This is a genomic window from Bacteroides cellulosilyticus DSM 14838 (genome assembly GCF_000158035.1).
GTDB lineage: Bacteria > Bacteroidota > Bacteroidia > Bacteroidales > Bacteroidaceae > Bacteroides > Bacteroides cellulosilyticus.
In genome coordinates this window covers 1,944,665-1,960,793 of record NZ_EQ973490.1, presented here as the reverse complement: position 1 = coordinate 1,960,793, position 16,129 = coordinate 1,944,665, and the positions used below count along the sequence as shown (strand labels likewise).

The window sequence follows — 16,129 nt, the reverse complement described above, 5'->3', positions numbered from 1 at the left end:
ATAAAAGCACTCTATTTCCGGCTGTTTTACCTTGAAAACCTAATCCTTTTTCAATTCAAACTTATTATATTGGGTTTCTTGAGAAGGTTCTATGTTGGCAACAAGCCCTACCGACACAATACTTGTTTCCTTCAGTTCAAATTCACATTGTAGAACAGTACCTTCGGGAATACCAGGAACCACTTCCTGATAGGAAAGAGCGAAGCGTTCAACATCTTCGATATTATTTACCTCTATTCCCTTAGATACTACCACGTATTCTTTATTAATTGAAGCAGAAAGCCTTCCAACCGTTGCTTCAAAAGTATAAATTCCGGGATTCAAGGAAAGTATCTGGTAAATTTTCGCATTATACAAGCCTTGTACCGGACTATAGTCAGGCCATGACCAAATAGTCATTGCATTATTGAAATTCCGGTCAACATTTCCATTCACCCTTCCTGCTTCATTAGTATTCCATCCCTTAGCAACTCCAAAACGGTCATTCCACCAACCTTGATCCGTAATCTCAAACGGTGCCTGGGCATTGGTTAATTCCGAGGGGAACTCAACAATCCCTTGCTCCTTTGCTGCATAAAATTCATCTATCGCTTCTTTGACAGGCTTATATCTCGTCACATAAGTAAAAGGAGTTGCAACATCACAGTCATCCAAAAGAATCTGATTTATAGAATCAGGCATGAACACTTTTTTTATACTACCTTTGGAATCTGTATACTCTAAGTCAACTCCCACTTCCATTTGTTCAGATTCATACCAATTTATTAAAAGGCCTTCCGGTGTCACCGTTTTTGTCCGGATAACCCTGTTAAAAAGAGAACTTTCATAATTCTTTCCATAGGCTGATCCTTCCGCCTCAACAGTTATAGATGAATTTCCATAGTCATCGTGAGTTATAAGCTTAAATCGATAGCTTGTTTCTTCCAGATCATCTATAATAACTCTAATAGTATCCCTATCATGCGAAGTTAGGTCAATAGGCAAATTGAAAAGCTTCTCAATCCCACCTTGTTCATAATAGATATCACAGGAAGTTACCCTAGGATCGACCATAAGCCATTCAACCTGCACCCTTTCTCTACCAGGAAGAATTCTTACTGAATCAGCCTTTTGAGGGTATATAATCTCTCCACCCGCCAGATATTTTTTGTAATCATCAGAATCTACGCAACTTATGCATATGCCGCAGAAAAAGATGACAAATAAAAATCCGAATATATTCTTTTTCATATTTTCAACATTTTATAATTACTCTATTCTTCTTCAGCTCCCCAGAAAGACAATTCCATAAGATACCATGATCCTCTTGCCCCACTCCACGTTTCCATCACTTTCAATCTCAGGTAACGGATAGCCGGTACTTCTAATGGAAAAGAAAACTCTTCACCATCATTCAATAATTGAGTATCTTCTGAAGATAGTTCACCTAAAGGAAGTCCGGAAGGCTTAACAGAAGTCGCAGTGGTCAGATATACCCAGGAATCATCCCATGATCCATCTGGATTAGGCGCTGTACTGCCCCATATCTCCATCTTCTTCACATTTCTATCCGCAAATCCATATCCCCATGTTTGACGTTGCCAATATCTAAATCGACTCAGTTTGATTTTTTCAGCTCCCAAGTCAATCGTTATCCATTGCGGCCACGTTGTTCCATCTGTGTGGAATCCACTTCCATCAGCCGTACTTCCATCCCACAACATAGGAACCGTCCACCCATAAGCAGATGGTTCATCTGTAGGCAAGTTATATTGTCTGAAAAGAGTCTTATCAAGCTCATGTTCATACATCGGAGTTAATTCACTAACAAGCGTGTCCGTCATGTTATTCCAACGATCTCGAATATACACCCCGAACGTTGTAGGAATAGTATCCATATTACGTATAGATACGGAACCTTCCAACCGCTTTGTATAGAGAGTTTCCCCCGACGACCAATATCCCAAAGAATCAATATACATTAGAGTGATTGCCAAATCTGCTTCCATTGGATTCTCAAATGTCACCGTTGCACCTCCAAAATCTTTCATCAAAGACAAGGTTTTATATACATCTTGGAAAGGTGGGTTCAAAGGTTTGGCACTCAAGGTCACAGGTGAAGGATTAACTACTTCACTGCGATTCACTGAATACAAATTTATCTGATAAGAACAAGTATCCGGAAAGCCCTGTATTATCAGATTATTATTATATGCAGAGGCCTTGACTTCGCGTTTTATACCATTCATCACACATTCTGCCTTCACATAAGCCAATGCCTGGTCATTAGGCAAATCATATTTCAGTTTAATCGCTCCGGGCAAACGCTCAACCTGTACATTAGACACATTACCCGGTATTGTGGAGTCTGAAACCACCGGGCCACGCTCTTCGTCACTGCATGCTGCAAACAAAGAGGTGCAGATTACAGCTATCCATATTATATACTTATATATTTTCATACGATGTTCAAGTATTAAATAGTTTTTAATAAACTTTTACCAACCAGGATTCTGATCTAAATTCGGATTAACAGACAAATCATATTCCTTTATTGGCCAGAAATAGTTTTTAGTTGTGAACTGTGGAGTAAATATGGTCTTCACACGATAATAGGGTTCCGCCTCCGACTGTTCAATATCCCATCCCAATATAGGACGGTTATGCCACATTTCCTTAGCCTTTTTCCAACGACGAATTTCCCAATACCGATGACCTTCATTTGCTAATTCAATCAATCTTTCCCTTTGTATGATCTCGCGTAAACCATCCTGAGTATCAGGTTTAGATTTACGGGAAGGAATCGCATATTTCTTCCATGAATTTTGTACATCTTCCAAGCCAGCACGTTCACGTACAAGATCAATCCACTTATAAACTTCAGAAGAAGGACCATACGCTTCATTCAAAGCTTCAGAGTAAAGTAAGTACAAATCTGCCAATCTTATTACTGGCCATGGATAATCTACAATGATATACCCGGCAGCATTTCCCTCCAGAAGATTATTCTGATAATTAGCCAGTTTTTTACAAAAATATCCAGTAGCAGAATAAAGCGACATTCCTCTCTTCCCGGCAGGTTCACCTACCCTAGCACGGATCACCCATTGGTCTTCCATATCATATTTTCCAATGCCATACCACAAATTTCTGTCAAACGAAAGATTTGCATAAAACCGAACTTCCCTATCAAAATTAAGCGTAGCAGTTTGCTCACCTTCTTTAATATTATATTTATATTCAGAAGTCGCTGTTTTTAATCTATACCTATTGGTATACTTACCCATACTTACCCATTCTTCATCCTCTTCAATGGGTACTCCATGAGAACTATAAAACATTTCTGCAACATTCAGAGGCGGAGCAAGTACAAGCCTATGACCTTCATTAGAAGTAAACTTTGCATCCAGCGTTGGTGTACTAAGCATCTGAATATGACCAGATAAATTATTTGTATTTGCCCAGATAACTTCTTTATTCAAATTAAAATTATTCTCTGCCACACTGTTACGAATACTCATCTGAACAGTCAGTTCATCATTAATCCGATCATTTGAGTTCGGAGAATATTTGTAGAGTTTAAAACCCGCCGAATCGCACATTGCAATAGCTGTTTTACAAGCAGTAGCAGCCTTTTCCCATTTTGCCAAATCTTTCGTAGGATTAAAATAAGGAATCCCGTCATTATCTTTAAAGTTCAAATAATCTTCATTTCCATTAAATAATGGACTGGCAGCTTCTACCAATACTTTTGCTTTAACAGAAAGTGCAATAGGCTGAGTTGCACGTCCCATTTCAGTAGTCAATTTAGGAAGCTTAACCGGCAGATCCGCACATGCCTCATCAAGAAGACTCACAATATAATCAAAACATTCATCCACTGGTTGTCTTTTCACTTGCACTTCCTCAACAGAAGCTGAAACTGGCAAATTAACTTTTATCAAAGGAATGGGACCATACATGCGCAGTAACCAATAATGATAATATGCTTTAAGAAACTTTACTTCTGCAATCCATCTCTTCTTTTCAGACACATCTAAAGCTGGTACATTATCTACTTTCTCAAGAAAAATATTGCAATCACGCAAAGCCTGAAACATAGCTTTCCCTCCTTTGGCTCCATCCCAATAATTTAGAGAAGGATCAACCACATTCTGATTTCCTCTACCTATTATTTCATAAGGATCATTATAAAAGGTATTAGTAGCTTGAGGGTAAGGAACCATAAATTCATCTGCTATAGTAAAAGCCTGTTCATACACACTGGCATGAGAGGGCATATAGGAATAGCAAGTAAAAAGAAATTTTTCTGCCGTATTCCGACTTGTAAAAGCATTGTCTATAGTTGCTATATTATCTGGAACAACTTCCAGATAATCAGTACAAGAAGCGCTAAAAGCCAATGCCAATACAGCTAATATAATTCTATATTTCTTCATAATATTTACAATTAAAATGATACTGTGAGACCCAAATTATAAGACTTCTGAATAGGATAACCTAAGCCATTTCCACCCATTTCCACATCCCAAAGCTTAAATTTACTAAAACATAGCAGGTTCGTTCCATTCACATATATGCGAGCATTACTAAGCCTCATTTTCTTCAATAGGGAAGCTGGTAAAGTATATCCTACTTCAACTGATTTAAGTCTCAGAAAGTTACCATTACGCATAAACCATGTACTCATCTGCGAATTGTTCTTATTTACAGTAGGACTAAGACGGGGCCACAATGCATACAAGTCACGATTATCTTCTGACCAATGACTATCTGCATACGCCTTCAAAAGTTGAGTTTCATTATTGAAAGGCGAAGTATTTTCTGCATCAATCCAGAAACTGGAACGTGCAGATCCCTGAAAGAAACAGGAAAAATCAAAATTCTTATAACCGCTCGAAACTCCAAAACCATAAATAATCTCTGGATCGGTGGGATAGCCAATAGGAACCATATCTTCTTCCGTTATTTTGCCATCTCTGTTGACATCACGATATTTTATATCTCCAGCCTTATATTCACCAAAAGACTGAACTGGAGAGTTTGCCACATCTGCATCGTCTATAAACAGCCGTTCAGCAATCAGTCCCCATTGTTGTGATAATGGATGTCCCACATGTTTTCTATAAGAATCTGCATAATTAGGCTCTTCATATACTAAAAACTCACTGGTGGCAAAAGTGAAGTTAGCACGTGCTTTCAGCCAAACAGACTTTCCAAACGTAGTATTATACACAATTGATCCATCTACTCCCTGCGAACGTGCTTCACCAACATTCGCGCGTTCAGTAGCAGTCAATCCCATAGTAGTGGGAATGGAAGTGCGGTCCATAAGAATATTCGTACGATGCTCGCGGAAATAATCAGCTTCCATCACAAACGCATCATCAAACAATCCTAATTCGAAACCAATATTAGTTTTATAAGCTATTTCCCAAGTGATATCTTCGTTGGCATTACGAGTAACAAGAACTCCATCACGATAATAATAGCTTCCAGGAATACCAAATTGAGCTCCCCTATCCGCACTATTCATATTTACATTAGACAGATAGAAGAAACGATCATAATCACTACCAATAGCATCGTTACCAACCAAGCCATATGTACCTCTCAACTTCAATTTAGAAATAAAAGGCACCTTCCAGAAACTTTCATTGGAGAGTGTCCAAGCAAGCCCTGCTGAAGGGAAAAAGCCAAAACGGCGACTCTTATGGAAACGTTCACTCCCATTATATCCAAAATTAAATTCTGCAAAATACCTGCTCTTGTACGAATAAGTACCACGACCTGATAAACCCAAGTTTCTATGTGGCAAAGATAATTGCAAATCACCTGCATTACCGGTCAATGAATTGCGCATCGTATACACAAGCATACCACTAACCGTATGATCTTTCTTAAAAGTGCGATTATAGTTAGCCATAATCTCTACATACACTGAAGAAATCACATCTTTCTGTCCTTCACTATAACCCAAATATTCGGTACCGGAGGTCTCATTTAGCGACTGTAATCGATATTTATTCGTTGATTTATTATAAGAATCTATCTTGTAATAGAAAGGATTAAAGAAGCGTGATACATCAAAAAATGAATAACGAGATGTGTTGAATAATCCCCTAACAGACAACCCCTCTGTCAGAAAAGAAAGATCTTGTTCCAACTCAAACTGAGCATCTATTTTGCTTTTTGAATAATCCTTATATCCTTTTACCATTTCTGCATACGGATTGATATAAGTAGGACTTCCTTCTCCTGCATTTCCAAATAAAATGTGACTGGTTGCTATATTCGCATCATCCGGTTCATAATAGGGTGGAAAAAGTACAGGATTAGCATGCATTACCTGATTATAGACCTCTGTTCCACCATTTATTGGTCCAGTATAATCATCAAATGTAGCATTGATACGTAAAGCCGCCTTTGTTGTTTTCGTAAGATTAAAATTCAGGTTACTACGGAATGAATAAGTACGCAATCTTATATTATTATTAAAATTATTACGTTTATCCACTTTCAAATTTCCATTATCTTGTACGAAAGACGCAGCGAGATAATAACGAGCAACTTTTCCACCTCCATTAGCATTCAAATTCACTCGATACACAGAGGCATTATCCTTAAACATCTCATTGTACCAATCCGTAGCCGGATATACGTATTTATTTGTACCCGCAATCGTATTGTCTATCTTAGATTGTGAATAAGGAGTTGCTCCATCAGGCCTGCGCGTCAATACAGCCTCATTGCCTAATCTCATATAAGTAATTGGGTCTGCCAACTCTACATTTCGGGTAGACTGTGTTATTGCAGTTTCTACACGAGCAGAAATATTTAACTTCCCTTCAGTACCTTCTTTTGTCGTCACGGCAATTACACCATTTGCACCACGGGCACCATATACGGCAGTGGAAGTAGCATCTTTCATTATTGAGAAATTTGCAATATCATCCGGTTGCAGACGAGCTAAGTCCGTAGCAGTCACTTCAATGCCATCCACTAATATCAGTGGATCTTTTTTATATCCGAAAGTGGTCACACCTCGAATAAAGAAATCTGCATTATCGGCACCAGGCTCTCCACTCCGTTGATAAGAAATCATACCGGCTATATTTCCAGCCATCATAGTTGTTATGTTGCTTGAAGAAACTTTCTTCAATTCTCCCATATTCAGAGATACGACAGAACCGATAACATCGACTTTCTTCTGTTTTCCAAATCCAACAATAACGACTTCATCCAATCCTTCTACATCTTCCGAAAGAGTAACCGGAATTATCCGACGCTTACCAACTACCACCTCTTCGGTTTTATATCCAATAAAACTAAATCGCAGTGTACATGTGTCCGAAGGCACTGTAATAGAATACTCACCGTCAGGATTAGTTATTACTCCCTGAGAAGTTCCTCTAATGCTGATAGTAACTCCCGGCATCACCTCACCATAACTATCAGTGACAAGTCCGGTTACAGTTCTTTTATTCTGTTGCTGAATCCCAGATGTACCGGCATACATTTCCACATAGGCACCTGCAATAAGAAATATGCAGATACAAATAAAAGTCAGTGGATATAAGCTGCTTTTTTGTACTGTTTTAAAGTTTTTGTTCTCCATGTATTTTAGTATTTAATGTTTCAGTATGTTTTCAAGATACCATACATAACTCAGGTAATATGTGTCTATTTTCGCAAAGCTGTGTTTCATAAATTAAATATTTAAAGTTAATGAATAAAAGGGATGCGTGCACTCATCCCGTTTTTGTTTTCGAAATTACGGAAAGGGGATTAATTCTATATTAACAGGATATTAATCAAATCTTTTTGCGAGTATCATTCATTACTAAAACAGTGATAATCAATGAGAAAAAAAATATTATTTTCTTTCATTAATTATCACTGCTATAAAGCAAGTCAATCAGCATTCATACAAAATATGAGGAATAAGTCTCCATATTCTATATATTCTGATAGATCACCTATCGTAAATAAACTTCAAGTTTAATGAATGATATCCTGATATTCAAAAGCCGGTTTTTCATTTAACATATTCATATAAGCCACACTGAATCTTTCAAAAGCTTGTTTTGAAAGTCCCTTTTGTCCTTGCTGATATAAAATACGGCATTTCACTTTAATTGCTTCCTCATTAGTAGTATCGTGCAATAAAATAGCATCTGCTATACATAGAAGTAATTTCTGATCATTCTCTGTATCTTTCAAACTCAACATAGTAGTCAGCAAATCAATCAGATTATCAGAAAAATCAGCTTTATATGCATCCGCCCATTCTACATTCATATTGGGAAGCAAAGAACCGCTGGAAACAATATTAAGTAAACGTTCCAGCATCACCAAACTAAAACCTTTCTCCTTTTTTATGTAGTTTATAGTATTTATTGCATCATAATAATCACATGTGATTTCTTTTCCTATATCCAAATGCCAGTAGCTATTTTCATTAACAAGAGTGATATCCCCTATTTCCTTAAGAATAAGCCTCAGCTTCCGGATATTTACACTTCTATTATTTGTAGCGCTCGCTTTGTCCATTCCAAACCAAAAGACCTCATCTATTTTCTGTGAAGTCGTACCCTTGCCATCTTTTATGGAATGCAATAGTAAGAAAACAAAAAGTTGTCTGGTTATCAGACTGAAGCTACCTGTTATATCTTCTCCTGTGCGATTGAAAACCTGAAAGCCTCCCAACAAACGAATACATGAGATAGGTTTTTCTTTTATAATTTCAGGTATTTCCTCTACTACTGAATTTACCGAAGAAGAATCTGCCGATACTTGCACATCTACAACTTTTCGCTTCTTCTTATAGCCCCACATGCCTATTGCCCCTATTACACTAACCAGTAAAATCAATGATACCCCAAAAAGAAAGTGGTTATCAGACAACACCTCCTTTTGCATAATCTCTGAAATCTTCAAAGGAGGATAGCGTAATGAATAGATATTTATTTTATATTGCTGATTTATTCCTGCATTCAGAACTACCGCATACAACTTTTGTTGTTTCGGATATAAAAAAAGATCAGCGAATGACTCCGTATCCAGAAACCGGTATGGAATCGGCTCGCCTAAAATATCCTGCTGAAATGTATTCATATCCAAAGAAAGCAACCTGATATCCGAATCAAATCTCTCCTTACAAAAAGTTAGTGCGTATATTTTCCCACTTTCTTTATCAATAACCAGAGAATTTCCCAAAGTACGATGTTCTTTCTCTAAAGTAATATCCGCAAGTTTTCTGACCTTTCCCGTTTTATAATCAACCTCATACAAATCATCAAAATTTCTGGGAGATTCTTCCTGCTTACCTGACAAACTTCCAAATCCTCCCATAACAAGAAACTTTCCATTTCCCAGATAACCAGCTGCACTCAGAAAACGAGGAGCAACTTCAGGTGCCAGAGAATGAATATTCCAATCTCCACCCGACAAAGAATGACAAGCTAAATTAGCTTTAAATGCATGATTACCATATCCCCCAAAAACAACCAGCGTATTCGTTTCAGAGTCTATAAATCGATTATGGTGTTGTATAGGAGCAAGCCCTTCAACACCAGGATAAGAAGACCATGAATTCCCCTCCAGATCATAAGTTATCAACTGAGGAAAAAGTACACTATAGGAGACGAGCCGATCCATCACAGGATCATAAATAGTCTGACTGCCTCCACTCGCAAAGGGCGCTCCCCCTTGCGTTTTTACACACTGCAGTTCATTGTTTTCAGTATGATAAATATATAAAGAGTCCGAAGTAGCCACAAATATACGGCCATGTTCAGTATCCGTTGCAATTTGCGGATTCCTCTCATTAACAGATATTTCTATTTTCTTTTCCCAGCTTACATATTCCTCAATATTCCATATACCATTTGATACTTGTGCTTTTATATTATCAATTTCGTCATATACGTGATCCTTTCTATGTTTATCCAAAGTCCACCGGGCAACCGGTTCCTTTTTATTATCAAATAACTTCAAATTACGAATACTCATAGGAGGTACATCAGTTGTAACAAAGGCCGGATGCTCATTACAGCCCATAAAAATCTTAATATGATCCATGTTTTGGAAACCATGAGGCATATGCACAGTCTCGTTGCCCACACTGCATATTATTTCCTGGGGAAAAAAAAGAAATATTAATATTCATCCAAGTATCTCCAAGAACAATATCTTCCCCTTGCAACTCCTGATTTGAAATAATCCCATCAGAACCACATAATATAAAATTCATCTTGGCAATATTCAGATTGGCTACCAAATCCAATGTTTCCACATCATTAGAGACAATACGACACACATAACCATAAGTAAGATTAGCTTTCTGAAGTGAGAGTTCAAAGTTAAAAGAAAAACCGTGTCTAAAATTGAATCCCTGCTCGGAAGCTAAAATCATACCTGTGCGTTCATCCTGATTTACTTCGTGAGAGTGAAAAGACAACCCATAATGGTCTGTCAGTTCTTTACTTGTAGCAATTGCAATACCATATATTAGTACGATAACAAGTATTGCATACCTCTTCAGCACCATAAACTCTTAATATATTCTGTGTAACTAATTGTGAACTTAAGCACATTACTTACACGCAATATTCGCAAAAATAAAAGAGACAACCAAACATTTAACAAGAAAATTAGAAAGAAATCTAATTCTATTTAAAAGATGAAATAATTATTTTATACGATTCCATATAATGGATACCGCCACAGATATTCATAAGTAAATCTTCTGATTTTTACGATAAGTTCAAATTAAAGTTCCTTGAAAGCTCCTTGAAAATCAGCGCATTACAAGAAGAGAAAAGAAAAGCGGAGAGAGTTTTTCAACTTTCTCCGCCTCAGTACCCAGACCCGGGGTCGAACCGGGATGGAAGTGAATCCACTGGTGTTTGAGACCAGCGCGTCTACCGATTCCGCCATCTGGGCATGCTTGATTTCTCAATTGCGGTGCAAAGATACGGCTTTTTTCTAAACCTGCAATACTTTTCCTAAAAAAAGGAGAAAAAAGTCATAAAACATTCTACAAACATTCCGTGTTTCCAAAATATAGTGTACTTTAGCAGAAACTTTTAAAACAAACGATATGACAACAAATAAGGATAATTTCTGTGTTATCATGGGTGGAGGTATCGGCAGTCGCTTCTGGCCGTTTAGTCGAAAAACGCTCCCTAAACAGTTTCTGGACTTCTTTGGCACAGGCAGGTCATTACTGCAACAAACCTTCGACCGCTTCAATAAAGTTATTCCCACAGAGAACATACTTATCGTTACAAACGATTTATACGCAGATCTTGTAAAGGAGCAACTGCCTGAATTGAATCCCGAACAAATCTTGCTGGAACCTACACGCAGAAATACTGCTCCGTGTATCGCATGGGCAGCTTATCACATTCGCGCATTAAACCCGAATGCCAATATCGTGGTAGCCCCATCCGATCATTTGATTCTGAAAGAAGGAGAGTTCCTTGATGCCATCGAAAAAGGCTTGACGTTCGTATCTCAATCAGAAAAGTTGCTGACTCTCGGTATCAAACCGAACCGTCCCGAAACAGGTTATGGTTACATTCAGATAGCCGAACAAGCAGGAGATAATTTCTACAAGGTGAAGACCTTTACCGAAAAACCTGAACTGGAGTTAGCCAAAGTTTTCGTAGAAAGCGGAGAATTTTATTGGAACTCCGGCCTCTTCATGTGGAATGTAAACTCTGTCATCAAGGCCGTGGAAGCACTACTTCCCGAGCTGGCAAGCAAATTGATTCCTGGTAAAGATGTATACGGTACTCCTGCCGAAAAAGCATTCATCGACGAAAATTTCCCTGCATGCCCCAATGTATCCGTCGACTTCGGCATCATGGAGAAAGCAGACAATGTATATGTTTCATTAGGAGATTTCGGCTGGTCCGATTTAGGTACATGGGGTTCATTGTATGACTTGTCCCCAAAGGACAAAGAAGGAAATGTAACCTTGAAGTGTGAGTCTCTAATGTACAACAGTAAAGACAACATCGTGGTGCTCCCACAAAACAAACTCGCCGTTATTGATGGACTGGAAGGCTATCTCATCGCTGAATCGGACAATGTATTACTGATTTGCAAGAAGGATGAAGAACATTCTATCCGTAAATACGTAAACGACGCACAAATAAAATTAGGGGAAGATTACATCTAACCGGATATCGGAATTTGAAAGCATAAACTTTCAAACCAGAATAAAGGAAACGGGGACTGAATCCATTTCAGCCCCCGTTCTTATTATAAAAGGAAGGAGTTTTATTTTTAGAGTGCAGCGCGAATCGCTTCGGCAACTGCTTTAAATTCTTCATCAGAAAGTTTCAGCTTTGGATTAGAGAACAGCATGTCCGACTCTTTCTGCATAGGAATAAGATGAATGTGCGCATGAGGTACTTCCAGACCAATCACTGCTTCACCTACTTTCTTGCAAGGGAAAGCCTTCTCAATGGCACGAGCCACCTTCTTGGCGAAAACATGTATTGCTGCCAGATCTTCATCATCCAGATCAAAGATATAATCCACTTCCTGCTTGGGAACGACCAGCGTGTGCCCTTGCACCAGCGGATTGATGTCCAGAAATGCAAAGAACTTATCATCCTCCGCCACCTTATAGCTTGGTATTTCACCTGCGATAATTCTACTGAATATTGTTGCCATAACTTTTATGATATATAAATTAAGGCAAGCCCGCATGCGGACCTGCCTTTACTTTAAAATGATATGTTCACTACTTCAAGATTAACCATGCCCTGCGGCACTTTGATTTCAGCTACATCACCCACTTTCTTACCAAGCAAACCTTGTGCAATGGGAGTGTTAACAGAAATCTTTCCTTCTTTCAGATTAGCTTCGCTTTCCGAAACAATGGTATAAATCATCTTCATGCCATTCTTTATGTTCTTCAGTTCCACCTTGTTCAAAATCTGCACGGAATCCGTTTTCAGCTTGGACTCATCAATAATCTTGGCATCTGCTATAATCGTCTTCAATTTATTGATTTTCATCTCAAGCATGCCCTGTGCCTCTTTGGCGGCATCATACTCTGCATTCTCCGACAGGTCACCTTTGTCACGTGCTTCGGCGATAGCAGCCGAAATCTTAGGACGTTCTACCGTCTCCAATTCTTTCAGTTCGGCCATCAATTTCTTGTAGCCTTCTTCTGACATATAAGCCATACTTTTTTCCTCCTTTTTAGTTTCTAAATGGTATTATATAACAAAAAAGAATTCCAACATGGTCAGCATGCTGGAACCCTCTTCCGATTTTTCTTTTGCAAAGATAGCCTTTTAATTAATGCGTGTCAAGCAAAAATTGCTGCTATGTAACATATTTAAATAAAAACTTCTAATTTATAACAAGTTACAACAGTGCTTTCACCGCAGCGTCCAAGTCTTTTATAGTCTCTCCACGAGCGCTCAACTCACTATTCCGATTAATCAGGAACAGAGAAGGAACCTCCTTTACGTTGTACATAGCGGCCACATTTGAGTAAATTCCATTTGCATCTCTTACAGAAATCCAAGGCAGATTATCAGCCGTTGTTTTCCAGAAATGCTCGTCAGCATCCAGCGAAACCTGATAGATCACCAGTCCCTGATCTTTATATTTAGTATAAAGGTCATTCAGCAAGAAGTTATGGGGAGCAGAAGCTGCACTTTGGTAAATAGTAAAGTCCAACAAGACTACTTTACCTTTCAGATCGCTCAACTTATGGGTATTCCCCTTCATATCACGAAGGCTGATATCGATGATACCGGTTTCAGAAATAACTTCTTCCGGCAACTCCAGAACTTTCTGTTGCGGTGTACGGGTATTCTTCATTCCCTTAATCACAATATTATAGAGATTCTTGGAGCGATCCGCATGCGGATAATAATTATTCAGACTGGTGGCAACGGCTGCAAAGCACTTAATATCATCCTTGCTATTCAAAGGATCGAAGATAAGGTAATTATTCAGTTTCTGGAACAGAGCAAAATAAGCGGCAGCCGTATTGGGAGCTGCAAAAATATATTTAGTTTTCACCTCATCCTTATAATCTTTCATCAAGGCAGCCAGTTTTTCTTCAAAAACATCGGCACCTATCTGATGAGCCTGCATCTTCTTCACCAACTCATTCACCTCATTCTGCAACTGCACTTGCTTCAACGTCAATTCCTTTATCTTAGTGCTGTTTGCCGAACCTTCTACCGTATAAGCCGTAGCAAAATCAGTATACGGCGCTTTCAGTCCGATAGTTTCCGTAGAATCCACAGAGAAATTGATAACCTTGTCGTCCACACGAAGGCGGTAGAACTCCGGAGATACCGGACGTGTTTGTTTGAAACTGAAAGAACCGTCACCCTTCAACTTTACAGAATCCAAGGGCACGATGCCCTCCAAAGCAGCCGCTTCCAGGTACAGCATTTTGCCGTCGGCACCTGAAACTTCACCTTCAACTTTGAATTTCGGTTCAGAATTACATGCACTTAAAACCAAAGCGGCAAGTGCAACAAAACAGATCTTTTTCATATTTAGCTTCTTAATTTCTATTAGAAAGAACGTGCAAATATAGTTCTTTTCAAGTTTAGTCAAAGCATTTTCATTGCTTCTTCCACATGGAAACCTAAAAAAATAGTCAATTATAAACTTTTTTATCTCATTCCCACCTGATTACATGAATTAATATGTATCTTTGCACGAATTTTGAAAGAAAATATAGATAAAACATTTTTTATGATTAACCCAATTGTTAAGACGATCGAGCTCCCTGATGGCAGAACCATCACACTCGAAACGGGAAAGCTGGCAAAACAGGCAGACGGTTCTGTAATGCTTCGTATGGGTAACACCATGCTTCTTGCTACTGTTTGTGCCGCTAAGGACGCAGTTCCCGGAACAGATTTCATGCCGTTACAGGTAGAGTACAAAGAAAAATTCTCCGCATCTGGACGTTTTCCCGGCGGTTTCACCAAGCGTGAAGGACGCGCTTCAGATTATGAAATCCTGACCTGCCGCCTTGTTGACCGTGCTCTCCGCCCCTTATTCCCCGATAATTATCACGCAGAGGTATATGTAAACATCATCCTCTATTCCGCCGACGGTATTGATATACCGGACGCACTGGCAGGGCTTGCCGCTTCTGCCGCCCTCGCAGTTTCAGATATTCCTTTCAACGGACCTATTTCCGAAGTACGCGTAGCACGCATCGACGGACAGTTCGTTATCAACCCTACTTTCGATCAACTGGAAAAAGCTGACATGGACCTCATGGTGGGTGCTACTTACGAAAACATCATGATGGTAGAAGGTGAAATGAGTGAAGTTTCCGAACTTGACTTGCTGAACGCCATGAAAGCAGCCCACGAAGCAATCAAAGTGCAATGCTTGGCTCAGAAAGAACTGGCAGAGGCTGTTGGTTCTACCGTAAAACGCGAATATTGCCACGAAGTAAACGATGAAGAACTGCGTAAAGCCGTTCACGAAGCTTGCTACGCAAAGGCTTATGCCATCGCCGCTTCCGGCAACAAAAATAAACATGAACGCATGGACGCTTTCGATGCTATCCGTGAAGAGTTCAAAGCACAGTTCAGCGAAGAAGAGCTGGCAGAAAAAGCAGCACTAATCGACCGTTACTACCACGATGTAGAAAAAGAGGCTATGCGCCGCAGCATCCTGGACGAAGGTAAACGCCTTGACGGACGTAAGACTGACGAGATCCGTCCTATCTGGAGTGAAATCAACTGCCTGCCTGGCCCTCATGGCTCTGCTATCTTCACTCGCGGTGAAACTCAATCCTTGTCTACCGTTACCCTCGGTACAAAACTGGATGAGAAGATTATCGACAACGTACTGGAACATGGCAAAGAACGTTTCCTGTTGCACTATAACTTCCCTCCGTTCTCTACCGGAGAAGCCAAGGCACAACGTGGCGTAGGCCGTCGTGAAGTCGGTCACGGACACTTAGCTTGGCGTGCACTGAAAGGGCAAATTCCTGCTGACTACCCGTATGTAGTGCGCGTAGTATCCGATATTCTTGAATCTAACGGTTCTTCTTCTATGGCTACCGTATGTGCCGGAACACTGGCATTGATGGATGCAGGTGTGAAGATCAAACAACCGGTATCAGGTATCGCTA

11 protein-coding genes and 1 tRNA gene are annotated in these 16,129 nt (G+C 39.3%); 2 read left to right on the top strand and 10 right to left on the bottom strand.

Annotated features, from left to right (window positions below; genetic code table 11):
• Window positions 1-39 precede the first annotated feature (39 nt).
• The 7 genes from BACCELL_RS11540 to BACCELL_RS11515 form a co-directional block, all read right to left on the bottom strand.
• Complete coding sequence (locus BACCELL_RS11540; protein ID WP_007211972.1) at window positions 40-1,230, bottom strand: DUF4998 domain-containing protein; 1,191 nt, start codon at window positions 1,228-1,230, stop codon at window positions 40-42.
• A gap of 23 nt (window positions 1,231-1,253) precedes the next feature.
• The gene (locus BACCELL_RS11535; RefSeq protein WP_007211971.1) at window positions 1,254-2,441 is read right to left on the bottom strand and encodes a DUF5000 domain-containing lipoprotein; all 1,188 of its coding nucleotides are present in this window, start codon (window positions 2,439-2,441) and stop codon (window positions 1,254-1,256) included.
• A gap of 36 nt (window positions 2,442-2,477) precedes the next feature.
• Entirely contained in the window at window positions 2,478-4,418 is a 1,941-nt protein-coding gene (locus BACCELL_RS11530) for a RagB/SusD family nutrient uptake outer membrane protein (RefSeq protein WP_007211970.1), read from the bottom strand.
• Between the two features lie 11 nt (window positions 4,419-4,429).
• Entirely contained in the window at window positions 4,430-7,597 is a 3,168-nt protein-coding gene (locus tag BACCELL_RS11525) for a SusC/RagA family TonB-linked outer membrane protein (protein ID WP_007211969.1), read from the bottom strand.
• Window positions 7,598-7,980: 383 nt separating this feature from the next.
• Window positions 7,981-9,993, bottom strand: a complete 2,013-nt coding sequence (locus tag BACCELL_RS11520) for a Kelch repeat-containing protein (RefSeq protein ID WP_169309599.1) — start codon at window positions 9,991-9,993, stop codon at window positions 7,981-7,983.
• 55 nt (window positions 9,994-10,048) lie between these two features.
• Window positions 10,049-10,531 carry a hypothetical protein gene (locus BACCELL_RS25730; RefSeq protein WP_007211967.1) on the bottom strand — a complete coding sequence of 161 codons (483 nt, stop codon included), beginning with the start codon at window positions 10,529-10,531 and terminating at the stop codon, window positions 10,049-10,051.
• Window positions 10,532-10,842: 311 nt separating this feature from the next.
• Window positions 10,843-10,926: transfer RNA gene (locus BACCELL_RS11515), tRNA-Leu, on the bottom strand.
• Between the two features lie 157 nt (window positions 10,927-11,083).
• Here BACCELL_RS11515 and BACCELL_RS11510 point away from each other — a divergent pair.
• A complete protein-coding gene (locus BACCELL_RS11510; protein ID WP_007211966.1) occupies window positions 11,084-12,169 on the top strand; it encodes a mannose-1-phosphate guanylyltransferase in 1,086 nt (361 codons plus the stop codon).
• A gap of 107 nt (window positions 12,170-12,276) precedes the next feature.
• Here BACCELL_RS11510 and BACCELL_RS11505 read toward each other — a convergent pair whose 3' ends face one another.
• The 3 genes from BACCELL_RS11505 to BACCELL_RS11495 form a co-directional block, all read right to left on the bottom strand.
• The gene (locus BACCELL_RS11505) at window positions 12,277-12,669 is read right to left on the bottom strand and encodes an HIT family protein (RefSeq protein ID WP_044153614.1); all 393 of its coding nucleotides are present in this window, start codon (window positions 12,667-12,669) and stop codon (window positions 12,277-12,279) included.
• A gap of 53 nt (window positions 12,670-12,722) precedes the next feature.
• Complete coding sequence (greA, locus tag BACCELL_RS11500; RefSeq protein ID WP_007211964.1) at window positions 12,723-13,187, bottom strand: transcription elongation factor GreA; 465 nt, start codon at window positions 13,185-13,187, stop codon at window positions 12,723-12,725.
• Window positions 13,188-13,371: 184 nt separating this feature from the next.
• Window positions 13,372-14,523 (bottom strand): TlpA disulfide reductase family protein, encoded by a 1,152-nt coding sequence (locus tag BACCELL_RS11495; RefSeq protein ID WP_007219494.1) that lies wholly within the window; start codon window positions 14,521-14,523, stop codon window positions 13,372-13,374.
• Between the two features lie 204 nt (window positions 14,524-14,727).
• On the opposite strand from BACCELL_RS11495, the gene BACCELL_RS11490 reads away from it, so the two are divergent.
• Window positions 14,728-16,129 (top strand): polyribonucleotide nucleotidyltransferase (locus BACCELL_RS11490; protein WP_007211962.1); only part of this gene is annotated, 1,402 nt, incomplete at its 3' end.